Genomic DNA, 20966 nt, shown 5'->3' with positions numbered 1-20966 from the left:
GGTCTGGCGGCGGGTTGGAATACTCGCTTCGGCGCGGGAAGGACTCACATCCAGGATACGCCGAAGCCTGCCGGTTCACCACTTTTTGTCACGTGCCTCCTGGCGCTTGTCGCTGCGCCAGGTGGCCTGTACGGAAAGCGATGGCAGCAGTAACCAGGGTAAGTAAGCCTCTTTTCATGGAAGTGATCCTGCTGAAGAGTACAATAAATAGCAGTTAAAGAATATTCTTGCCGGAAACGCAGCATAATAACTGACAAAAAATGCTCGCCAAGAAATAAGTTATTTATTTTTATCTGTGATTTTTTGAGTAATTATTCCTGTTAAAAGGTATTGGTAACCAATAACGCATAAAAAGATATAGCTGTGGTATGCTCAAGATATTGAGGCATTCTGCGCTAATACGGTGTCGGGAAGATAGCGATCGGTAGATAATGCGGAGCCTGGTGACTACGAACAATCCCGTGAACAGCTTCGACAAATTCCTCACCCTTCAGCGCTGACGCCTTCGCTCGCCTGTCGTAAAGTTGCTGTCAGGCGGTTTACGTTTACTACAATGGTATAACGATGACGACTCCGATTGCGCTCCGCGACTGGCGCCTGCTGGCGGCCGGGTGCGGCGGCCTTCTACTGCTGGCCGCCGCTATCACCTTGCACAGCCACTGGGGTGACTTTCTCCAGTGGTGTCTCGCCACCCAAATTACCCTGCATCGCTATCTGGTGATGTACCTTCTGTTGCTGAATAACCATCAGTACAGCGGCGGTATCTGGCTGCTGGTGGGGGCCTTTCTCTATGGCGTGCTGCACGCCGTCGGACCGGGACACGGTAAATTTATCGTGACGACCTACCTGAGCACCAATCAGGAGAGCCTGACGGCGGCGCGGGTGGTGCCCTTTCTCGGCAGCCTGTTGCAGGGCGTCACTGCGATACTCTTCGTCTTTATTCTTGCGGTGGGGCTGAATCTGGCCGCCGGCGATCTTAGCGCCAGCCGCTGGTACGTCGAGAAGATCAGCGCCCTGACCATCGGCGTCTTTGGGGCTTATGTTATCTTTCGCGCTCTGCAAAGCCTGTGGCCGACAAAACAGGTGATTCGCCGTCTGACGCCAGCGCATCAGCATGACGCCTCGTGCGGCTGCGGCCATCACGGCGTGGGGCAGGATCTGCAGGGCGCTGACTGGAAGACGCGCCTTGGCGTGGTGCTGGCTATCGGCGTTCGGCCCTGTAGCGGGGCGATCATGATTTTATTATTCGCCAATGCGTTGGGGATTGTTAGCTGGGGCATCGCCGCGGTGATGAGCATGGCGCTGGGCACCGCGCTCTCGATCCTCGGTCTGTCGCTACTGGTTCACTATGCGCGCCATCGGACGGTCAAACGATTGGCCACGAATCACCGCCCGCGGCCCTGGCTGGTTCCGCTGATGAAGATCCTCGGCGGTCTGGCGCTGATCCTCTTTGCCGTGGGATTGTTTTTCAGCGTGGTGCCGATCAGCGCCAACGGCGACTTTATCGCCGCTGGCTGTTAGCCCGTTTCCAGCAGTCGCATCAACACCCGCAGCGCCTGATCCAACTGCTGGCGTTCACCGTCACTGAGTCCTGCCAGCAGTTGCCGTTCGTTGTCAACGTGGGTTTCCACTGCGGCATCGATCCGTTCGCGTCCGGCGGAAGTCAGGGCGACCAGCATACTGCGGGCATCCTCCGGATTGGGCAGGCGGGTAATAAACCTGCGTTTCTCCAGCGCCTTCAGACGATGGGTCATGGTGCCGGAGGTAATCATCAGCGTGGAGAAGAGCTGGGTGGGCGAAAGTACGAAAGGCGCTCCGGCGCGCCGCAGCGTCGCCAGCATGTCAAACTCCCAGCGCACCAGATCGTGGCGCGTAAAGGCCACTTCCACCTGCGGCTCCAGCAGCATAGCGCATCGTTTCAGGCGACCTATCGGCCCCATGGGGCTGCAGTCGAGGTCTGGCCGCTCCCGCTGCCACTGGGCGAGGATGCGATCCACGGCGTCGATCGGCGGTGATTTGTCCATTAGTGCTCACTTGTCTTGATATCAAGATACTTGGCGGTACATACTTCACTCACTAATTTACCTTGAAGTGAAGATAAAATCATGGCTTTTCTCTCACGTAATCTGATTCTCGACCTGCTGCTCACCGCGCTGGCGTCCGCTATCTGGGGGACGACCTACATCGTCACCTCCCAGTTTCTTCCTCCTGACCGCCCATTTATTGCTGCGCTGCTGAGGGTGCTGCCGGCAGGTATCGCCCTGCTGATCTGGAGCCGTCGTTTTCCGCAGCGCGGCGAATGGGCAAAGCTGATCGTTACCGGCATCTTAAATATCGGCGCGTTTCAGGCGCTGTTGTTTATCGCCGCCTATCGCTTACCCGGCGGGCTGGCGGCAGTGATCGGCGCGATCCAGCCGCTGCTGGTGATGCTCCTCGCCTGGTGCGTCGACCGGCAGCGCTCGCCCTGGCTGGCGGTGTTCTCCGCCATCGCCGGCATACTCGGTATGGCCATGCTGCTGCTGTCGCCGCACACCGTCCTCGACCCGCTGGGCATCGGCGCGGCGTTTCTCGGGGCGATCAGTATGGCGCTGGGCACCTGGCTCTCCCGGCGCTGGGCGCTCTCCCTGCCGATCGTCGCGCTGACCGGCTGGCAGCTGACGATCGGTGGGGTGGTGCTGGCCCCGGTGGCGCTGATCGTTGACCCTCCTTTGCATCAGGTAACAGTGCTGCAGGCGGCCGGCTATCTGTGGCTGTGCCTGGCGGGCGCCATGCTGGCCTATGGCCTGTGGTTTCGGGGGATTGGCCGCCTCTCACCGGTGGCCGTGTCGGCGATGAGTCTGCTGAGCCCGGTGACCGCCGTGGTACTGGGATGGATATTCCTCGGACAAAAGATCCAGGGGATGGCGCTGATGGGATTGATCGTGGTGCTGGCGAGCGTGCTGTCTATCCAGCGCGCGCTGGCGCGTCAGGCGGCGGGAGCAAAAACGAAAAAAGCCCCGTAACGGGGCTCGACATTGCTGCGTGCGGGGTGGGCGGCGGGAGCCAGACCAGCCACCCGCAGGCGGCCTGTCCGGCAGCTCCCTCTGCAACCATTCGCTTATTTAGACAGCTCGGCGGTCATATGGACCTGGTTGCCGGTGTACGCTTCGGTAATGTGATAGGAAGCGCCTTGTTCTTTCGCAATGGTTGCGATTTTCGCTTCTGCGCTGTCCAGGGTGTCTGCTGTCACGCTCACCGGATGAGCGAAGCTAGCGAAAGAGACCAGGGAGAGCATACCGGCAGCGGCGAGTAATTTTACGTTTTTCATGGTGTTTGTCCTTTTAACTTTTATGGTGGAAAGCATGTTTGCTTTCGATGGACTTATAATAAGCCTGCTAACTATAACGCGCGTGGCAAAAAGTGCGATTTAGATCACATTTTTATGGCGGTTTGATGGCGTAAACATGATCGTTTATCTATTTTTTAGTTTAAAAACAATGGATTAATGATTTGTTTCTGAAAGGGGGGATCACATGGGCTGCCCTTGTTCAGGGAGAGGAATGCGCCTCATTCATGCTTTCATCATTCGTTGTGTGAATGGTTTGGTGCTGTTTTCACCACCGCAAAGGCAGATTCAGACTTATCGCGATGGCCTTCCGAGGGCTTTTTCTGCATGCTGTTGCGGTCACTTTCTCTCGCTCTGGCGTTAGGCTTGCTGCGCTGTAAACAACCACCCTCGCGTTTTCATCTATCAATGACTGTTTATTAATAGTCGATGGTTATCTGTTATATAACTTAATGAAACGTGAACAAATGTATATTTGTCGGCGAATAAATAGCATTCTTTGACGCCGATAGCACCAGCGAACTTATATTTTTAGGTTCGTTACCTGACGCCTTAAATATTGCGGCTCCCGGTCAGTCGAAGATTCTATTAGCAGTGGCATAAATCAGCATCGCCTGATGTTTCTGGTTCTATGCGAATTCACAGTGTGCTCATTGATTCGTAATTCACTCTGACAAGGAAATGGCAATGAAAAAGGTTCTTCTCTCTGCAGCAATGGCAACCGCGTTTTTTGGCATGACTGCTGCCCATGCAGCTGATACCACTGTTGGCGGCGGCCAGGTTAATTTCTTCGGTAAAGTTACCGATGTATCCTGTACTGTTTCCGTTAACGGCCAGGGCAGCGATGCGAACGTTTACCTGTCTCCGGTAACCCTGACTGAAGTTAAAGCGGCAGCAGCGGATACTTACCTGAAACCGAAATCTTTCACCATTGACGTCTCTAACTGCCAGGCTGCTGATGGCACTAAACAGGATGACGTAAGCAAACTGGGCGTGAACTGGACCGGCGGTAACCTGCTGGCTGGCGCAACCAGCAAACAACAGGGCTACCTGGCGAACACCGAAGCTTCCGGTGCTCAGAACATCCAGCTGGTGCTGTCTACTGACAACGCTACCGCGCTGACCAACAAAATCATCCCGGGTGACAGCACTCAGCCGAAAGCGAAAGGCGACGCTTCCGCTGTAGCCGATGGCGCGCGTTTCACCTACTACGTAGGCTACGCCACCAGCGCGCCGACCACGGTAACCACCGGTGTGGTTAACAGCTACGCGACTTACGAAATTACTTACCAGTAATTCCGTCAGAAAATAAAACTGCCCCGCGATGGGGCAGTTAATAACAATAATAAAGCGGCAATGTCCGCCGCTTGTATTTTTATTCTGAGGTCAGCATGAAGCGTATTGCCCTTTTTTTCTGTTTCATTTTTAGTTTTGCGGCCCATGCCAACAATATTATTGTTAACGGTACCCGCTTTATTTATCCAGGAAATGAAAAAGAAATAACGGTACAGCTTTCAAATAACGCCGACCGTCCGGCGCTGGCGCAGGCCTGGCTGGATAACGGCGATGCCGATGCCACACCGGATACCATTACCACCCCGTTTATTATCACCCCGCCGATTTCGCGCGTTGACGCCAAGAGCGGCCAGACGCTGCGTATTAAGCTCGGCAGCAGCGCCGGTCTGGCGAAAGATAAAGAGACGCTGTGGTGGCTGAATCTGCTGGAAATTCCGCCGGTGGTGGCCAATCAGAAAAATGAAGGCCAGAACGTGCTGCAGCTGGCGATCCGTTCGCGCTTTAAATTTATTTATCGTCCTGCCGGACTGGGCAACCGCGATGCGGCGGCCGAGAAGCTGACCCTGACCGCCAGCGGCAGTAGTCTCGCCATCAACAACCCGACGCCGTTCTACATTACCGTCAGCCGTATTTCCCGCGACGGCGGTAAAGCCCTGAACAGTAAAACCGTGATGCTGGCGCCGCAGTCCAGCCAGACGGTGGCGCTCTCCTCCGCCGTCAACCGCGGCGAAACCCTGACCGTTAACAACATTAATGACTATGGCGCCGATGTCGCAGTGAAAGTGGCCGTTAAATAAGGGAAAAGCTAATGAAGCAGAGGTCATTCTGCCCGGGAAGATTAAGCACCGCGATCGCCATCGCGCTGTGCTGCTTTCCGCCATTTTCCAGCGGACAGGAAAACCCGGGAACGGTATATCAGTTTAACGACGGCTTTATTGTCGGCAGTCGCGAAAAGGTCGATCTGTCGCGCTTTTCGACCAGCGCGATTACCGAAGGCACTTACTCCCTTGACGTCTACACCAACGACGAGTGGAAAGGGCGCTACGATTTACGCATCGCGCGCGATAAAGATGGTCGGCTGGGCGTCTGCTACACCAAAGCGATGCTGGCCCAATATGGCATCGCGGCGGAAAAGCTCAATCCGCAGCTGAGCGAGCAGGAGGGCTACTGCGGTAGCCTCAAATCCTGGCGCAACGAAGAAAACGTCAAAGACAACCTGGTCCAGTCCTCCCTGCGGTTGAACATTTCGGTACCGCAGATCTATGAAGATCAACGCCTGAAAAACTATGTCAGCCCGGAGTTCTGGGACAAAGGTATTACCGCGCTCAATCTTGGCTGGATGGCGAACGCCTGGAACAGCCATACCTCTTCGGTGGGCGGGTCGGATAACAGCAGCGCCTATCTGGGCGTCAACGCCGGACTGTCGTGGGACGGCTGGCTGCTGAAGCACATCGGCAACCTGAACTGGCAGCAGCAGGGTAAAGCGCACTGGAACAGCAACCAGACCTATCTCCAGCGCCCTATCCCACAGCTCAACTCCATCGTCAGCGGCGGGCAGATTTTCACCAATGGTGAATTTTTCGACACCATCGGTCTGCGCGGGGTTAATCTTTCCACCGATGACAATATGTTCCCGGACGGCATGCGCTCGTATGCTCCGGAAATTCGCGGCGTGGCGCAGAGCAACGCCCTCGTCACCGTGCGCCAGGGCAGCAATATTATCTATCAGACCACCGTTCCGCCCGGACCGTTTACCCTGCAGGATGTCTATCCTTCCGGCTATGGCAGCGATCTTGAGGTCTCGGTGAAAGAAGCGGATGGCTCGGTAGAAGTGTTTAGCGTGCCTTACGCCTCCGTCGCCCAGCTGCTGCGCCCGGGCATGACCCGCTACGCGCTCTCCGCCGGTAAAGTGGACGACAGCGCGCTGCGCAACAAGCCGATGCTCTATCAGGCGACCTGGCAGCACGGGATCAACAATCTGTTGACCGGCTACACCGGGGTCACCGGTTTTGACGACTATCAGGCCTTCCTGGTGGGGACCGGGATGAACACCGGCATCGGCGCGCTCTCTTTTGACGTCACCCATTCGCGGTTGAAGAGCGATGCCCATGATGACTCGGGTCAGAGCTATCGCGCGACCTTTAACCGCATGTTTACCGATACCCAGACCAGCATCGTGTTGGCGGCGTATCGCTACTCGACGAAAGGTTATTACAACCTCAACGACGCGCTGTACGCCGTCGATCAGGAAAAAAATAGTCGCAGCAACTACACCCTGTGGCGGCAAAAAAACGGCATGACCTTCACGGTGAACCAGAACCTGCCGGACGGCTGGGGCGGGTTTTATCTCAGCGGCCGTATCTCCGATTACTGGAACCGCTCCGGGACCGAGAAGCAGTATCAGGTCAGCTACAACAATTCATTTGGTCGTCTCTCCTGGTCGGCGAGCGCGCAGCGCGTCTATACGCCAGACAGCTCCGGTCATCGTCGCGACGATCGTATTTCACTCAACTTCAGCTACCCGCTGTGGTTTGGCGATAACCGCACCGCCAACCTGACGTCGAACACCTCGTTCAATAACTCGCGCTTTGCCAGCTCGCAGATTGGTATCAACGGTTCGCTGGACAGTGAAAACAACCTTAACTACGGCGTGTCGACCACCACCGCCACCGGCGGTCAGCATGATGTGGCGCTCAACGGCAGCTACCGTACGCCATGGACCACCCTCAACGGCAGCTACAGCCAGGGCGAAGGCTATCGTCAGAGCGGCATTGGCGCCAGCGGGACGATGATCGCCCACAGCGGCGGCGTGGTGCTCTCACCGGAAAGCGGCTCGACGATGGCCCTGATTGAAGCCAAAGACGCGGCCGGGGCGATGCTTCCGGGATCGCCGGGCACCCGTGTGGACAGCAATGGTTACGCCATCCTGCCGTATCTGCGCCCGTACCGGATTAACGCCGTGGAAATCGACCCGAAAGGCAGCCATGACGACGTGGCCTTCGATCGCACCGTGGCGCAGGTTGTGCCGTGGGAAGGCAGCGTGGTTAAGGTCGCGTTCGGCACTAAGGTGCAGAACAACCTCACCCTGCAGGCGCGCCAGGCGAACCACGAGCCGTTGCCGTTTGCGGCAAGTATTTTCTCCCCCGACGGCAAGGAGATCGGCGTTGTCGGCCAGGGCAGCATGATGTTTATCAGCGATGCGAACGCCAAACGCGCGATTGTGAAGTGGAGCGGCGGGCAGTGTTCGGTGGATCTGGGACAGCAAACAACAAAGGATAGCGTATGTCGCTGAGGAAATTACTAACGCTTTTTATCGTCTTAATGGCGCTGGGAACCACCTCGTCCTGGGCCTCCTGTACGCGTCTCTCATCGCCAACGGTGATGCTGGACATGGTGGTGGGCAGGGTGGTGGTGCCCCCGGATCTGCCGGTGGGCTCGGTGATCCTTACCCGCGACTGGACGATGAGCGCTCCCGGCGGGGCAAGCTATCGCTGTACTTCCGGCACCAACCGATTTGCGGCGAAGATCGTGTCGCCAGGGGCCACGGACCTTGGAAATAAAATCTACTCCACCAACGTGCCGGGAATCGGCATGCGTTTCAGCCGCGGCGGCGCAACGGTAAATATCGTCTATCCCGACGTCTTTTCGTCCCGGGTATATAACACCACCAATTATTCCCTCGAAGGGTCGCGCTTTACGCTGGAGATTATCAAAACCGCGGCAACCACCGGCAGCGGCACCCTGGCGGCGGGTAAGTACACCTCCTACGACTGGGAGAGCGGCGGTAACCCGATCCTCGAAACCTATCTGAGCGCCAACGCCATCACCGTGGTCTCGCCCTCCTGTTCGGTGCTGAGCGGGAAAAATATGAATGTCGATGTGGGTTCCATCCGGCGCACCGACCTGAAAGGGGTCGGCACCACCGCCGGCGGGAAGGATTTTAATATCGACCTGCAGTGCAGCGGCGGCCTGAGTGAAACGGGATATGCCAACATTAGCACCTCGTTCTCCGGTACCCTGGCCACCAGCACTACCGCCACCATGGGCGCCTTGCTGAATGAAAAAGCCGGCAGCGGGATGGCGAAAGGCATTGGCATCCAGGTGCTGAAGGATGGCTCCCCGCTGCAGTTTAATAAGAAATACACCGTCGGCCGCTTGAATAATCAGGAGACCCGCTACATCACCATACCGCTGCACGCGCGTTTTTATCAGTATGGCCCGACGACCAGCACCGGCGAGGTGGAGTCGCATATGATCTTTAACCTGACGTACGATTAATACGGGAGGGGGAATGAAGGGATTGCCGAAAAACACTATCGCGTGGCTGCTATTTTGCGGCAGCCTCGCCGCCCCCTCGGCGTGGGGTTTTGAGACCAATTACGATCGCGGGCGGGTCGATTTTGCCGGGCGGGTGACGGATATTTCCTGTAGCGTCGCGCTAAACGGCGGCCAGCATGCCGGCAGCGGTAATGTCTGGCTGGCTCCGGTCAGCCTGGCGGAAGTCCACGATCGCGGGGCCGGGGCGTTTATGAAACCGCAGCCGTTTACCCTGGCACTGTCAAACTGCCAGCTGCGCCATGATGGTGGGGCAGCCTCGCAGGATGAGGTGCGTCGGGTCAGCGTGCGCTGGGTCGATGGTTTTTTACTGACGGCGGTCGGTAACGAAAACGCCGGGTATCTGGCCAATACCTTGCCGGATGGAGCGCAGAATATTTATCTGGCGCTATCGACTAACGATAATAATACGCTGGATAAGAGTAATAAAATTGTCCCGGCGGACCCGCAGCAAAATCAGGTGCGTTTGCAGGAAAGCGCGGTCAGCGGCGGCCTGTTCACCTATTACGTTGGCTATGTTTCGCCAACGCCGAAAAGCGCCACCAGCGGGCCGATTACCAGCTGGGCAACGTGGGAATTAGTTTATAATTAAGTGACGTTAAAAAGCCGGGAATTCCCGGCTTTTTTTACATGGCAATATCATCGGCGACCAGTTGTTCAATACTGACTTCCCGCCAGTAATGTCCCTGGATAGCAAACCACTCCATTCCCTGCAGCCATTCTTTATGGGCTTCGCTTTCGACACCTTCAATAATCACATTATGATGGTTGCGCGATAAAAAGGTCACCAGCGCATCCATCAGCTGGCGGCCGGACTCTTTGCGCATCAGGTGCCAGAAAAAATCCTTATCAATTTTCACATAGTCAAAGTGATAACCGCGAATAGCGTTAATTCCCGCGTAGCCGGAGCCGAAGTCGTCGAGCCACAGTGAGGTATCCTGTGGGCTCTGCCAGGCGGCAAGAGAATTATGCAGCAGATTCTCGGCGTTTTCGGTTACCTCGAAATGGACGCAGGTCAGGGCGGCGATTTTGGCTTTTATATCCTTCTGGCGCAACAGGTTCAGGATATGGTCATCAACGTTAATTGTTGCGGAAATATGGTTACGTAAAAACCAGGCTTTATGCTTTTCAATCAGTGCCAGTTGTTCGAGAAAAATACGTTCACGAACGGCGGCGGTAGCATGGCGGAAAAAATCTTCGGGGGAAATAGAAAGATTATCAAAGCGGCTTAAGCATTCCACCGCGACCAGAGTACCTTGTGGGGAAAACATTTTCTGAAAGACGTAGCGTACAGCGATATCATTACGAGATAAAATGTTGTCTTCGAATATTTTAGTGTTCATTATCCCTCTTCACGAGGTTAGTCAGACAATAGGCAGAGGATACATTAATTATAGGCTACCTGATGATTAATGGGAATGGCGGGAAATGTAAATCAACAGCGAATAAGTACGCTTTATCCGCTACTGATTTACCGGGAGAACATTTAGCATTGATGGAGAGCGGCAATACGCTGATTCATAGTGTGGGAATTATCAATACCCAGTTTTTGCATGATATGGATGCGGTGGCTATGAACCGTTTTATGAGCAATGCCGAGCAGGGCGGCAATACGCTTATTATTATTGTTGGCAATGAGCAGTTCGAGGATCTGACACTCCCGTGGTGAAAGCTGTTTGCGCAATCCTCGCGGCGGCAGTTCGCTGACGCCTTTGGCGCGCTGGACGATAGATGAAAAAAGAGTTAGCGGAGATTTCTCACTAATAATCATAGCGTTGTCAAAGTTTATCAACTCTCTGCACAGCCCGACAATGTCGCTTTTCACCATTAGCACCGGCTGCTGGCAGCGCAGCAGGGAAAGGCGGAGCGCATTCAGCAGATCGACGATTCTGATGGCAGAAATATCCTTATTAATTAAATTGAAAATAATCGTCTGGGCCAGTGGCAGATGTTTCTCATGGATGACATCGGCATAACTCAGACGGGTGGCATTTTCATGGCTATCAATAAGGTAGTGATAGATTGAGTGACCAATGAGATTGTCATTGGTGTACAGCAATATACTGTCCAAGGTTGTCAGATTCTCTTTTTGCGCTTGGCTTCTAAGATCAGGTCCAGCAGTATCTTCTCTATTCTGCGCTGGTCATCGAGATGGCGGAACTTAAACTGGCAGGATATCTGATAGTAGCTCTCACTCTCTTCATTAGCGTTATCCAGGGTGATAACAATGACATTTTTGACCACCAGGTCGATGGTGATCTCGCCATATTCTGCAAGCATAAGTACGGCGTTTTTCAGTAAGGCGTTGTGGCTGAGAAATTTAAGATTCGGCGTTTTGGTCATCAATGCGCAACCGCCATCTGAAATGTCTTTGATATCGAAAAGATAGTTTTCGCCGTTTTTATGGCGGCCGCGGCAATAAAAGTCATGCTCATGGCGTAAACGAAAGCGGGGATCGCGGCGACGCTGCACTACCTGCAGGCATTCAGGCAATGAAAAAGCGTAGCGGATACCTTTATCGACACCGCTATTGTCATGTTTTGTCAGGGCCGCATTAAACTCTATTTTCCCTGAATCGCTATGCAGGAGAAAGCGAATTTTATGCCCGGACGGGATTTTGCGATGGGTCTGAATATGAAACTCGGCAAAGTCCACGCGCGTCAGTTGGGTTATGATACTGGTGTTGTTAAAAAATATTTCAATTTCAGTACGTTTGCGCAACTCCTCTCTGAAAATAGCAATAATTTCATACTTACTGGTCTTTATCGTTCCCTCTGTCATATGCATCCCTTGTAAATAGTTGTCGTGAGGCGTTTGATTTTTCTTATAGCAATAGCAACATTCTGATTGGGTTAATCAGATGTTTTTATGAGCGTTTGATGTTATTGACTATCTTTGCAGCCAGATTGATATGTATAAACTTGGAATTTGATATTGTATTTCCTGTAATCAAGAGTTTCGAATTTTGGTCATGACAAAAACGACAACGGCCTCCAAGCTGGAGACCGGTCGAAGGATAAAAACTTAAGTTTAATTAACGGGGATAATGAGAGAACGATCGTCGATCACGCCCCATTTGTAGGATCTATAGTGCCAGTAGCGGTGAGGTTTTTCCAGGCAAATATTGAGGAGGGATAGGGTTCCCTCCATTTTGTCTGGCAGGTCAGCGGCGCGCGGCGGTGGCGATATTATCGAGGGTGCGCAGCGCTTCCGCGGGCAGGACCAGCTCGGCAGCGGCAATATTTTCCGCGAGGTGCGTGCGGGAGGAGGTGCCGGGGATCAGCAGAATATTTGGCGCTCGCTGGAGCAGCCAGGCGAGGGCGACCTGCATCGGCGTCGCCTCAAGCGAAGCCGCGACCTCGTTCAGCTCCTGCGCCTGCAACGGCGTAAAACCGCCCAGCGGGAAAAAGGGCACCCAGGCGATGTGCTGGGCGGCCAGCGCATCCACCAGCGCGTCGTCGGCGCGATGGGCAACGTTATAAAGGTTTTGCACGCAGACGATGGGCGTCATTTTCTGCGCATCCGCGACCTGCTTTGCCGTCACGTTGCTGAGGCCGATATGGCGGATTAATCCTCGCTCTTTCAGTTCCAGCAGGGTGGCGAGTGGCGCCTCCAGCGAACCCTCCACCGGGCCGTGCGGGCTCAGCATACTGCGCAGATTAACCACTTCCAGTACCTCAAGCCCCAGGTGACGCAAATTGTCTTCAACGGCCTGGGTCAGTTCGGCGGGCGACATGGCCGGTAGCCAGTTGCCTTTCTCGTCACGGCGGGCGCTGACCTTGGTGACAATGCACAGATCGTCAGGGTAGGGGTGGAGCGCTTTGCGGATCAACTGATTGGTGACATGTGGACCGTAGAAATCAGAGGTATCGATATGGTTTATCCCGGCCTCGACGGCGGCCTGTAGTACGCGCACCGCTTCTTCAGGATCTTTGGGCGGGCCGAAAACACCGGGGCCGGCCAGCTGCATCGCGCCGTAACCTAAGCGATAGACCTGGCGATCGCCGAGCGTGCCGCGACCGGATAAGATGACACTGGACATAAGAACTCTCCTCACGGTGGCTAAGCCGTAAGTGTAATCCGCTCACAAGGAAGGCAAGGGGGAGAATATTGTCAGAATGTGCGACAGCAGCTCAGGCAGCCGCTGTCGCCAGAGGGGATTAGCCGAAGAACATCACCGACACGCAGAGCAGGCCAACCACCAGCGTAATGGCGTTACCCACCGAGCGGTACGGCTTCAGCGCCGGAATGAGCCATGTCGACAGCGTGGGCATAATAAACAGGATCATGGCGATAAGCGGTCCGCTGATAGCGTAGATCATTGAGATCGCATTCGGGTTGATAAAGCACACCGCAAAAGTGAAGGCGGAGACCAGCAGGATCGACATCGCGCGGTTGAAAGCGCGGCTCTTACGCACGCCCAGCAGGCCCAGCGAGCTTTTGACGATTTCGCTGGCGCCCTCAATCACTCCGAAGTAGGTTCCGAGAAACGATTTCGACATAGCGACGACGGCGACGATGATGCCGGTCACCGCCAGCCATCCCGGCGCGCCTGGCACCATCGACAGGGCGGAGAGGATAGTCACCCCCTGATCGCGGGCGGTCTCTATATAGGTTGCCGGGATCGCCAGCAGACAACTGAAGACAAAAAACAGCACGCTGGCGCAGATGATGGTGTAGGCCACCTTCATGATTTTTTTGCATTTACCCATGGCCAGGTCGCCGTGTTTCTCCTGCTGATCGATAGCAAAAGTCGAGATGATCGGCGTATGGCTAAAAGCGAAAACCATCACGGGAATAGAGATCCAGACCTGGTGGAGCGTCTGCGGGCTGAACTGCATCTGGCTGGTGAGATGCTCCGGATGCCAGTCGCGGATTAAATAGAGGGAGAGAAACAGGAAACAGGCGATAAGCGGGAAGACCAGAAAGCCCATCACCTTGATGGTGACCTGCCGTCCCATGAGAAAGATCAGGTTGAGGACCAGCACGACCCCCAGACTCAGCAGCGCACGCAGCCCTGGGGTCATCGGCGTGCGATGCGCCACCTGTTCGGCCAGCGAGTTGGTGATGGCCACGGCGTAGATGAGCACCACCACAAAGAAGGCAAGGAAATAGAGGCCGGTGATCAGGTTGCCAATTTTCTTACCATAGTAGTGATTAACTGCGCCGGTGATCCCGGTTCCCGGCGCGATATTGGCCGAGAGAATAAACTGGCTCAGCGCTTTGTGGGGCCAGTAAGTGAGCGGCCAGGCGACCAGCGCGGTGATGAACAGCACAATGGCGCCAGCCGAACCCAGCTGGATCGGTAGAAATAGCGTCCCAGCGCCTACTGCAGTGCCATATAAGGCAAAACTCCATAGAGTTTCTTCTTTAGACCAAATTTTAGACATTATGCGACTTTATCAACCGTCAAACCAAAAAAAAGGAGTGCAATTTACCATATTTATGGTTCGTCTGTTGCGATAGTTTTTGGTGATAAAGTCGCGGCGGATCGTCGAAGATCCGCGCCGGGATTAACCGCGCGCCGTCTGGCGCGGGCGGCGGTGACGAATAACGCGCTCGCGCAGGGTGTCCCATACCCAGTTAAAGGCCATGGTGTAGGGCAGGAAGAAAAGCATAAAACCGATCTCCAGCATAAACGCCTGCAGCAGCGAGACGCCCAGCACGATCGCCACCATGGTGACGCCAATGATGACGAATCCGGTTTCGAAACCGAGCGCGTGCAGGGCGCGTACTTTCAGCTGGCGGGGGAAGCGGGAGACCGGCCACAGGCGATCGAACGCCGCGTTATAGATAATGTTCCATACCATCGCCAGGGTGGCGAGCAGAATGCTCAGTCCGCCCATCTCCACTACCGAGCGCTGCATCAGCCAGGCGGCGGTAGGGGCGAGGATCAGCGTCGCCAGTCCTTCGAAGGTGATGGCGTGGATAACGCGTTCGGTGAGCGTCTTGCGCTGATGTGGGGTCTGTTGCATGGCGAGCTACCTCCAGTTTTAGCCTGAACAGGAAATTACCCGGCAGTTTATGGAAAAATATGATAAACAAAAGATAGGACCCATCGATATTGTAGATACATCATGCGTTATTCACCGGAAGCCTTAACCGCCTTTGTCGAGGCGGTCGACAGCGGATCGTTCTCCGCCGCCGCCCGCCGCCTGCGTAAAAGTCAGTCGACGATCAGTACCGCCATCGCCAATCTGGAGGCCGATCTCGGTGTAATCCTCTTTGACAGGGCAACGCGGCAACCGACGCTGACCCCGCAGGGGGAGCAGGTGCTGAGCTATGTCAAAGCGATTCTTGCCGCCAGCGAGCGGCTGGACGAACTGGCTGTGTCGCTGTCCGGCGAGACGGAGCCGCGGCTGACCTTCGTGCTCTCCGATACTCTGCACCCGGACGTGCTGGAAGATCTGCTGGTGCAGTTTGACCGCCGCTTTCCTCATACCGAGTTTGAGTGTTTGATTGGCGAAGACGAGGATGTGATCGATCTCCTGCAAAAATCCCGCGCCCAGGTGGGGCTGATTGAGGCGAGGGAGCGCTACCCCACCGATATCGGCAGCACCCGCCTGCCGCTGCAGACGGCGATGGGCATTTATGTAGCCCCTGGCCATCCGTTGGCGGCGCAGGGTAAGGTCGCCTGGGATGAGCTGCGCAGCTGGCGCGAGCTGCGTTTGAGCACCTTTCTGGCCAGCGCCACCGAACCTGCCGCAGGCCAGGTCTGGTCGGCGCCAAACTACCTGCTGCTGCTCAGCATGGCGGCGCAGGGGTTCGGCTGGTGCATTCTGCCCAGCGCGCTGGTGGCGGAGTTTGCGCCGCAGGGCGGGCTGGTGGCGCTCGATATCCCCGGCTGGCCGCGGGCAATTTCAGTCGATCTGCTGTGGAATAAGAAAGCGCCGCCGGGAGCGGCCGGCAGCTGGCTGCGTCAGCACCTGCAGCGGCGTGAACGTTAACGAATAGCTATTTCTTTGTGATTGGCTTCACTTTTTTTAAACAATTACAAAGTTTTTTGATAACAATTATCTAGTATATCGCTGTTTCTTTGCGCAAATGCATGGGCAGGGGTAGAGGATGAAGGATGTCGTGATCGTCGGCGCGCTGCGAACGCCGATTGGCTGCTTTCAGGGCGCATTATCGCGCCATTCAGCCGTCGAGCTGGGGAGTGTGGTGGTGAAGGCGCTGGTGGAGAAGACGGGAATCGATCCGCACAGCGTGGATGAGGTGATCCTCGGCCAGGTGCTGACCGCGGGGACCGGACAAAATCCGGCGCGTCAGTCCGCTATTCGCGGTGGGCTGCCTAACACCGTATCGGCTATCACCATTAACGATGTCTGCGGTTCCGGCCTGAAGGCTCTGCACCTCGCTACCCAGGCGATCCAGTGCGGGGAAGCGGACGTGGTGATCGCTGGCGGCCAGGAGAATATGAGCCGAGCTCCGCATGTGCTTACCGACAGCCGTACCGGCGCCCAGCTGGGCAACAGCCAGCTGATTGACAGTCTGGTGCATGATGGGCTGTGGGATGCTTTCAACGATTATCATATGGGCGTCACGGCGGAAAACCTGGCCCGGGAATTTGGCATCAGTCGCGAGCTGCAGGACGCCTGGGCGCTCAGCTCACAGCATAAGGCGCGCAAGGCGATTGATTCCGGTCGCTTTCGCGATGAGATCGTCCCGGTTGTCACCGAGCATAACGGCGCGGCGCGCACCGTGGATACCGATGAACAACCGCGGGTGGATGCCAGCGCGGAAGGGCTGGCCAGCCTGCAGCCCACCTTCGATCGCCTTGGATCGGTGACCGCCGGCAACGCCTCAAGCATCAATGACGGCGCGGCGGCGGTAATGATGATGAGCGAGGCTAAAGCGCTGGAGCTGGGGCTGCCGATCCTCGCGCGGATCCGCGCCTTCGCCAGCGTCGGCGTCGATCCGGCGCTGATGGGCATTGCCCCGGTGCATGCCACCCGTCGCTGTCTGGAGCGGGCCGGCTGGCGGCTGGACGACGTCGATCTGATCGAAGCCAATGAGGCCTTTGCCGCTCAGGCGATCTCGGTTGGTCGGGTACTGGAGTGGGATGAGCGCCGGGTCAACGTCAACGGCGGCGCGATCGCCCTCGGCCACCCCATCGGCGCCTCCGGCTGCCGGATTCTGGTGTCGCTGGTGCATGAAATGATCAAGCGCGATGCCCGCAAAGGTCTGGCGACGCTGTGCATTGGCGGCGGTCAGGGCGTGGCGCTGGCGGTAGAACGCGCATAGCGCTATACCTCGATTTCCATGGCCTCCTGCGGGAGGCCTTTTTTATGCGCCGTGCTTTGCCGAACCCTTATTTTTCCCTCCCTCTTTCACTCTCCCCGGCGAAATTATTGAGCTTCGTCACGTCTTGTTGTGCCACCTTTTTTGAAACAAATAACTACGATCCTGGTCACTAAAACTGTGGTGCCTAAAAAATAAAATGATGTTTCATAAAAACGAAATGTCATTTTATTTATTGTAAGGGTACCCTATGTTAAAACGCTCTCTGGTTCTCGCCGCCCTCTGCGGTATGTCTTTTGCAGCAACCGCGGTAACGATAGATTTACGTCATGAATTTATTGATGGCGGAAAGAGTGATAAAAGTAATGCTGACCGCGTCTCCGTTTCTCACCGCTTTGCCAACGGCTTAGGCTTTACCGTCGAGGCCAAATGGCGCTCAGGCGGCGACAACGGTTCGCAACCCTATTCGGACGTGGTGGGCAATGGTCATGAAGACACCATCAGCTGGCGCTGGAAAGCGACGTCGAACTTGTTCCTCACCCCCGGGTTTACCATTGAGAGCAACGACAGCCGCTCCATCTACAAGCCGCACCTGCACGCGCAGTACAGCTTCGACAACGGCTTCTATGTCGCCGCTCGCTATCGCTATGAATACACCCGCTATCCGAACAACGCCGGCAAAGATGATGACAAAGTTAACCGCGGCGACGCGTGGGCCGGATTTGTCCTCGGCGACTGGCGTACAGAGCTGAACTATGTCTATGCCCGCAGCTCGGAAGGGGTCAGCCGCAACGACAATAAACCCTACTCGCAGGAATATAACGTGAAGGTGGCCTATAAGCTGGATAATAACTGGTCGCCGTATGGCGAAATTGGCAACGTCGGGGTCAATGACCGCAGCGATCGCCAGACCCGCTTCCGCGTTGGGGTGGCTTACTCGTTCTGACCGACCATTCATCCCTCATCGTTTGTTTTCCCCGGCGCCGTCAGCCGGGGTTTTTTTATGGGGGAAAGAGAAGGGACAAAAAAAGCCCTCCATGAAGGAGGGCAAGGCCAGTTACAGAAAGAAGTGTGGCGTGGATCAGGCGCTCAGCATTGACGGGTGCGCGGGTAATTTCGCGATATAGATGGCCGGTTTACCGTCTTTATCGGAGCTGAACAGAATGGCGCTATCGTCCGGGGTAAATGAGGGGTGCGGGTGCGTTACCTGGCGGCTGTTGGCCACCGTCGCCCACGAGGTATCATGGCGCGCGACGCGGAAGTAGCGCTTTTCCGCCACGTTAAAGACATACAGCCAGGGATCGTTATCAATGGAGTAGCCGCCGGTATCCTTGACATCCACCGGTGTACCTGAGCCATCGCCTACCAGCAGCGTGCCATCGAAATTGCTCATCAGATGCGAGCAGGCCGGCATCGTCATCAGGGCCTCGTTGACGCCGCTTTCGGGATCAAAGCGATAGATCGTCCGCCCCTGCTGGCCTTTCAGATAGGAGACGTAGATCAGCGCCGAACCGTCCGGCACCCAAAATTCATGAGTACAGCTTTCGCCTGGAGCATGCGCTTTGACTTTGCGAACATGGCTGCCATCCTCGTTGACCAGCCACATGCGGGCGTCCACCAGATCGTGCGGCCCTTCATGGCAGAAGGCGACGGTATGGTCGTCGAAGGGACGATAGATCGGGTGTCCCAGCCAGATTTTTTCCTCATGGATCACCTGGCTCTCACCGCTGCGCAGGTCGACGCGCAGCAGGCGGCAGTGCGGTCCTTTATGGAAGAAATCATGGAAAATCTGCCAGTCGTTGAGTGGCGTCCAGTCGCTTTTGGCAATCTCAATGCCCACCAGTTTGCTGCAATCGCTGTTTGCCACCCAGGTGCCATACCCTACCCAGTCATCGCTAACGCGATAAACTTCGCGCTCGGCGAGGGTTGTCAGGTTGACTTCCAGCAGGATACGGTCATTTTTCACGTAATAAAGCGACTTATCGTCCGGGGAGAGGAAGCCGCCGAAGGTGTTATCCCCGGCGCCTTCGGTTAGCTGGACGGCCTCGGCGCTGGCGATATTCAGCAAATAGTAGTTCCAGTGGCCGTCAAACTCGCCGGCGAACAGTAAATGGCTGCCATCGTTAAAAAAGCACTTCTGATAGAAGTAGTTGCGATGACAGGTGACCTCCGGGGGAGTTAAGCGGGTGACTTCCGCCCCGGTATCCGGATCGTGGCTGACGTGATAATTCAGTTTGACCCGCATGCCTTTAGCCATGTAGTGCTCCTTTCTTTCCTGCGATGCCGCTGGACCAGAGGCGTGTCGCTGAGTGATATGTTTTAAAAGACAGGTGTTAATTTATCAAAACATTGTTTCATTATTTGTGATGGCTCACGCAGTTCAGCGTAATTCCCGCGTTTTCAGCGGGCTGCTGGCTTCGCTTCGGCACCTCTGCAGACAAACGGTTGAATCTTTATCTTTTCAAAACCTTTTCCGGCCTGGCGCGTGCCGGGAGGCTCCTTCGCTTTTTCTTTTTTTGTAATCGTCATCATAAAAAATGAAACATCGTTTTAAATAATATTGAAAATGGCTGGGGGCGGGGCTAAGATGGCACCCATCAGCAAAACGGAACTCTGTTTTATTTTCATTATGGTGGGCTATGCCCGAGAGTTCGCCCCACGCTCAGTCGCGCCGCCGGCGCGGACCGGGCCGAGAGAACCTTGCCTGCAAACAGCAGGCTCTGAACGACTAAGGAACATAATATGATTCTTGATGCATTCTCCCTGCAGGGAAAAGTGGCCGTCGTGAGCGGATGCGATACCGGTTTAGGTCAGGGGATGGCCCTCGGGCTGGCGGAAGCGGGCTGCGATATTGTCGGTATCAATATCGTCGAACCGGTGGAGACTATCGAGCGGGTAACCGCGCTGGGACGCCGTTTTCTCAGCCTGACCGCCGACCTGCGCCAGATCGACGGTATTCCTCAGCTTCTGGAGCGGGCGGTGGCGGAGTTCGGCCATATTGATATTCTGGTCAACAATGCCGGCCTGATTCGCCGCGAGGACGCGCTGGCGTTCAGCGAAAAAGACTGGGACGACGTGATGAACCTCAACATCAAGAGCGTATTTTTTATGTCCCAGGCGGCGGCGAAACACTTTATCGCCCAGGGCAGCGGCGGGAAGATCATTAACATCGCCTCCATGCTGTCGTTCCAGGGGGGGATCCGCGTGCCGTCGTATACCGCATCCAAAAGCGCGGTGATGGGCGTCACCCGCCTGCTGGCCAACGAGTGGGCCAAACACAACATCAACGTCAACGCCATCGCCCCGGGGTATATGGCGACCAACAACACCCAGCAGCTGCGCGCCGACGAGCAGCGTAGCAGCGAAATCCTCGATCGCATTCCCGCCGGGCGCTGGGGGCTACCGGCCGATCTGATGGGGCCAGTCGTGTTCCTTGCCTCCTCAGCCTCCGATTACATCAATGGCTACACGGTGGCGGTGGACGGCGGCTGGCTGGCGCGCTAACCGTCCGCGATGGCCGGGGTCTGTCGTATCGCTCCGGCCATCTGAGCAATTATTGTCCATACGCAAAAGTGCGGATCGTCCATACTCCGGAACACGGGTATAATGTTACCGCTCTGTATAAACAGGGTTATTAACTATTGGAAACGCATTTTTTGTTACTTTGAAAGTTTAATGTCCATCACAAAACCCATCCTGCCAGCAATATAGTCCATATCTTTGGCTTATCCTGCCTGACCCATTCATCCACCAGTCACGTACTTTCGTC

The 20966-nt window shown here is 55.7% G+C and carries 21 protein-coding genes; 11 read left to right on the top strand and 10 right to left on the bottom strand.

From position 1 onward, the window contains the following. The first annotated feature begins 564 nt into the window (after positions 1-564). The gene (locus tag HMPREF3140_RS17380; protein ID WP_004889905.1) at positions 565-1521 is read left to right on the top strand and encodes a nickel/cobalt transporter; all 957 of its coding nucleotides are present in this window, start codon (positions 565-567) and stop codon (positions 1519-1521) included. Here the strand turns inward: HMPREF3140_RS17380 and HMPREF3140_RS17375 are convergent. Then, a complete protein-coding gene (locus tag HMPREF3140_RS17375; protein ID WP_032412344.1) occupies positions 1518-2024 on the bottom strand; it encodes a MarR family winged helix-turn-helix transcriptional regulator in 507 nt (168 codons plus the stop codon). The genes HMPREF3140_RS17380 and HMPREF3140_RS17375 overlap by 4 nt on opposite strands. Positions 2025-2105: 81 nt before the next feature. Here HMPREF3140_RS17375 and HMPREF3140_RS17370 point away from each other — a divergent pair, with 81 nt between their 5' ends. Then, entirely contained in the window at positions 2106-3002 is an 897-nt protein-coding gene (locus tag HMPREF3140_RS17370; RefSeq protein ID WP_032412342.1) for an EamA family transporter, read from the top strand. Between the two features lie 95 nt (positions 3003-3097). On the opposite strand, the gene HMPREF3140_RS17365 is transcribed toward HMPREF3140_RS17370, so the two are convergent. Then, positions 3098-3307: a YdgH/BhsA/McbA family protein gene (locus tag HMPREF3140_RS17365; protein ID WP_002916131.1), complete on the bottom strand. Its 210-nt coding sequence runs from the start codon at positions 3305-3307 to the stop codon at positions 3098-3100. 705 nt (positions 3308-4012) lie between these two features. On the opposite strand from HMPREF3140_RS17365, the gene mrkA reads away from it, so the two are divergent. The 5 genes from mrkA (at position 4013) to mrkF (ending at position 9548) form a co-directional block, all read left to right on the top strand. Next, on the top strand, positions 4013-4621 hold the full coding sequence (gene mrkA / locus HMPREF3140_RS17360; protein WP_002916128.1) for a type 3 fimbria major subunit MrkA: 609 nt from the start codon (positions 4013-4015) through the stop codon (positions 4619-4621). A 95-nt stretch (positions 4622-4716) separates the two neighbouring features. Beyond that, positions 4717-5418 (top strand): type 3 fimbria chaperone MrkB, encoded by a 702-nt coding sequence (mrkB, locus tag HMPREF3140_RS17355; protein WP_000820818.1) that lies wholly within the window; start codon positions 4717-4719, stop codon positions 5416-5418. An 11-nt stretch (positions 5419-5429) separates the two neighbouring features. Continuing rightward, positions 5430-7913 (top strand): type 3 fimbria usher protein MrkC, encoded by a 2484-nt coding sequence (mrkC, locus tag HMPREF3140_RS17350; protein ID WP_023317262.1) that lies wholly within the window; start codon positions 5430-5432, stop codon positions 7911-7913. After that, positions 7904-8899, top strand: a complete 996-nt coding sequence (mrkD, locus tag HMPREF3140_RS17345) for a type 3 fimbria adhesin subunit MrkD (protein WP_004149659.1) — start codon at positions 7904-7906, stop codon at positions 8897-8899. The genes mrkC and mrkD overlap by 10 nt, the downstream gene beginning before the upstream one ends. Positions 8900-8912: 13 nt before the next feature. Continuing rightward, entirely contained in the window at positions 8913-9548 is a 636-nt protein-coding gene (gene mrkF, locus HMPREF3140_RS17340; protein ID WP_002916122.1) for a type 3 fimbria minor subunit MrkF, read from the top strand. Positions 9549-9582: 34 nt separating this feature from the next. Here the strand turns inward: mrkF and mkrJ are convergent, their stop codons facing one another. The 6 genes from mkrJ to HMPREF3140_RS17310 form a co-directional block, all read right to left on the bottom strand. Next, complete coding sequence (mkrJ, locus tag HMPREF3140_RS17335) at positions 9583-10299, bottom strand: cyclic-di-GMP phosphodiesterase MrkJ (protein WP_004149658.1); 717 nt, start codon at positions 10297-10299, stop codon at positions 9583-9585. A 143-nt stretch (positions 10300-10442) separates the two neighbouring features. Beyond that, positions 10443-11015 carry a transcriptional regulator MrkI gene (gene mrkI / locus HMPREF3140_RS17330; RefSeq protein ID WP_074195492.1) on the bottom strand — a complete coding sequence of 191 codons (573 nt, stop codon included), beginning with the start codon at positions 11013-11015 and terminating at the stop codon, positions 10443-10445. Between the two features lie 17 nt (positions 11016-11032). Next, positions 11033-11737, bottom strand: a complete 705-nt coding sequence (mrkH, locus tag HMPREF3140_RS17325) for a transcriptional activator MrkH (RefSeq protein WP_004152886.1) — start codon at positions 11735-11737, stop codon at positions 11033-11035. Positions 11738-12119: 382 nt separating this feature from the next. After that, a complete protein-coding gene (locus HMPREF3140_RS17320) occupies positions 12120-12998 on the bottom strand; it encodes an aldo/keto reductase family oxidoreductase (protein WP_032412335.1) in 879 nt (292 codons plus the stop codon). A gap of 118 nt (positions 12999-13116) precedes the next feature. Beyond that, the gene (locus HMPREF3140_RS17315; protein WP_002916058.1) at positions 13117-14346 is read right to left on the bottom strand and encodes an amino acid permease; all 1230 of its coding nucleotides are present in this window, start codon (positions 14344-14346) and stop codon (positions 13117-13119) included. 123 nt (positions 14347-14469) lie between these two features. Next, positions 14470-14931 carry a multidrug/biocide efflux PACE transporter gene (locus HMPREF3140_RS17310; protein ID WP_002916056.1) on the bottom strand — a complete coding sequence of 154 codons (462 nt, stop codon included), beginning with the start codon at positions 14929-14931 and terminating at the stop codon, positions 14470-14472. A gap of 102 nt (positions 14932-15033) precedes the next feature. Here HMPREF3140_RS17310 and HMPREF3140_RS17305 point away from each other — a divergent pair, with 102 nt between their 5' ends. The 3 genes from HMPREF3140_RS17305 to ompK26 all read left to right on the top strand — a co-directional run bounded on the left by HMPREF3140_RS17305 (position 15034) and on the right by ompK26 (position 18143). After that, entirely contained in the window at positions 15034-15903 is an 870-nt protein-coding gene (locus tag HMPREF3140_RS17305) for a LysR family transcriptional regulator (RefSeq protein ID WP_002916055.1), read from the top strand. 118 nt (positions 15904-16021) lie between these two features. Then, positions 16022-17200 carry an acetyl-CoA C-acetyltransferase gene (locus tag HMPREF3140_RS17300; RefSeq protein ID WP_002916052.1) on the top strand — a complete coding sequence of 393 codons (1179 nt, stop codon included), beginning with the start codon at positions 16022-16024 and terminating at the stop codon, positions 17198-17200. 247 nt (positions 17201-17447) lie between these two features. After that, complete coding sequence (gene ompK26, locus HMPREF3140_RS17295; protein WP_004143995.1) at positions 17448-18143, top strand: KdgM family porin OmpK26; 696 nt, start codon at positions 17448-17450, stop codon at positions 18141-18143. Positions 18144-18278: 135 nt separating this feature from the next. On the opposite strand, the gene HMPREF3140_RS17290 is transcribed toward ompK26, so the two are convergent. Together HMPREF3140_RS17290 and HMPREF3140_RS29530 are read right to left on the bottom strand one after the other, a co-directional pair. Next, positions 18279-19454 carry an oligogalacturonate lyase family protein gene (locus HMPREF3140_RS17290; RefSeq protein WP_002916048.1) on the bottom strand — a complete coding sequence of 392 codons (1176 nt, stop codon included), beginning with the start codon at positions 19452-19454 and terminating at the stop codon, positions 18279-18281. Between the two features lie 143 nt (positions 19455-19597). Further along, entirely contained in the window at positions 19598-19729 is a 132-nt protein-coding gene (locus tag HMPREF3140_RS29530; protein ID WP_032412328.1) for a hypothetical protein, read from the bottom strand. A gap of 210 nt (positions 19730-19939) precedes the next feature. Between HMPREF3140_RS29530 and kduD the strand changes: the two genes are divergently transcribed. Then, complete coding sequence (gene kduD, locus HMPREF3140_RS17280) at positions 19940-20701, top strand: 2-dehydro-3-deoxy-D-gluconate 5-dehydrogenase KduD (RefSeq protein ID WP_002916003.1); 762 nt, start codon at positions 19940-19942, stop codon at positions 20699-20701. Positions 20702-20966 lie beyond the last annotated feature (265 nt).

The sequence above is a fragment of the Klebsiella sp. HMSC16A12 genome, from assembly GCF_001808265.1.
Classification (GTDB): domain Bacteria; phylum Pseudomonadota; class Gammaproteobacteria; order Enterobacterales; family Enterobacteriaceae; genus Klebsiella; species Klebsiella pneumoniae.
The sequence above is the reverse complement of the archived record's forward strand: the minus strand, read 5'-3'. Positions and strand labels throughout refer to the sequence as shown.

Excerpts from the sequence above, each read along its gene's own strand:
- HMPREF3140_RS29530 (WP_032412328.1), bottom strand. The coding sequence starts at position 19,729 with ATGATGACGATTACAAAAAAAGAAAAAGCGAAGGAGCCTCCCGGCACG.
- mrkB (WP_000820818.1), top strand. The coding sequence starts at position 4,717 with ATGAAGCGTATTGCCCTTTTTTTCTGTTTCATTTTTAGTTTTGCGGCC.
- HMPREF3140_RS17365 (WP_002916131.1), bottom strand. The coding sequence starts at position 3,307 with ATGAAAAACGTAAAATTACTCGCCGCTGCCGGTATGCTCTCCCTGGTC.
- HMPREF3140_RS17380 (WP_004889905.1), top strand. The coding sequence starts at position 565 with ATGACGACTCCGATTGCGCTCCGCGACTGGCGCCTGCTGGCGGCCGGG.
- HMPREF3140_RS17300 (WP_002916052.1), top strand. The coding sequence starts at position 16,022 with ATGAAGGATGTCGTGATCGTCGGCGCGCTGCGAACGCCGATTGGCTGC.
- mrkC (WP_023317262.1), top strand. The coding sequence starts at position 5,430 with ATGAAGCAGAGGTCATTCTGCCCGGGAAGATTAAGCACCGCGATCGCC.
- HMPREF3140_RS17310 (WP_002916056.1), bottom strand. The coding sequence starts at position 14,931 with ATGCAACAGACCCCACATCAGCGCAAGACGCTCACCGAACGCGTTATC.
- HMPREF3140_RS17305 (WP_002916055.1), top strand. The coding sequence starts at position 15,034 with ATGCGTTATTCACCGGAAGCCTTAACCGCCTTTGTCGAGGCGGTCGAC.
- HMPREF3140_RS17375 (WP_032412344.1), bottom strand. The coding sequence starts at position 2,024 with ATGGACAAATCACCGCCGATCGACGCCGTGGATCGCATCCTCGCCCAG.
- mrkD (WP_004149659.1), top strand. The coding sequence starts at position 7,904 with ATGTCGCTGAGGAAATTACTAACGCTTTTTATCGTCTTAATGGCGCTG.
- kduD (WP_002916003.1), top strand. The coding sequence starts at position 19,940 with ATGATTCTTGATGCATTCTCCCTGCAGGGAAAAGTGGCCGTCGTGAGC.
- mkrJ (WP_004149658.1), bottom strand. The coding sequence starts at position 10,299 with ATGAACACTAAAATATTCGAAGACAACATTTTATCTCGTAATGATATC.
- mrkH (WP_004152886.1), bottom strand. The coding sequence starts at position 11,737 with ATGACAGAGGGAACGATAAAGACCAGTAAGTATGAAATTATTGCTATT.
- mrkF (WP_002916122.1), top strand. The coding sequence starts at position 8,913 with ATGAAGGGATTGCCGAAAAACACTATCGCGTGGCTGCTATTTTGCGGC.
- mrkA (WP_002916128.1), top strand. The coding sequence starts at position 4,013 with ATGAAAAAGGTTCTTCTCTCTGCAGCAATGGCAACCGCGTTTTTTGGC.
- HMPREF3140_RS17320 (WP_032412335.1), bottom strand. The coding sequence starts at position 12,998 with ATGTCCAGTGTCATCTTATCCGGTCGCGGCACGCTCGGCGATCGCCAG.
- HMPREF3140_RS17290 (WP_002916048.1), bottom strand. The coding sequence starts at position 19,454 with ATGGCTAAAGGCATGCGGGTCAAACTGAATTATCACGTCAGCCACGAT.
- HMPREF3140_RS17370 (WP_032412342.1), top strand. The coding sequence starts at position 2,106 with ATGGCTTTTCTCTCACGTAATCTGATTCTCGACCTGCTGCTCACCGCG.
- HMPREF3140_RS17315 (WP_002916058.1), bottom strand. The coding sequence starts at position 14,346 with ATGTCTAAAATTTGGTCTAAAGAAGAAACTCTATGGAGTTTTGCCTTA.
- ompK26 (WP_004143995.1), top strand. The coding sequence starts at position 17,448 with ATGTTAAAACGCTCTCTGGTTCTCGCCGCCCTCTGCGGTATGTCTTTT.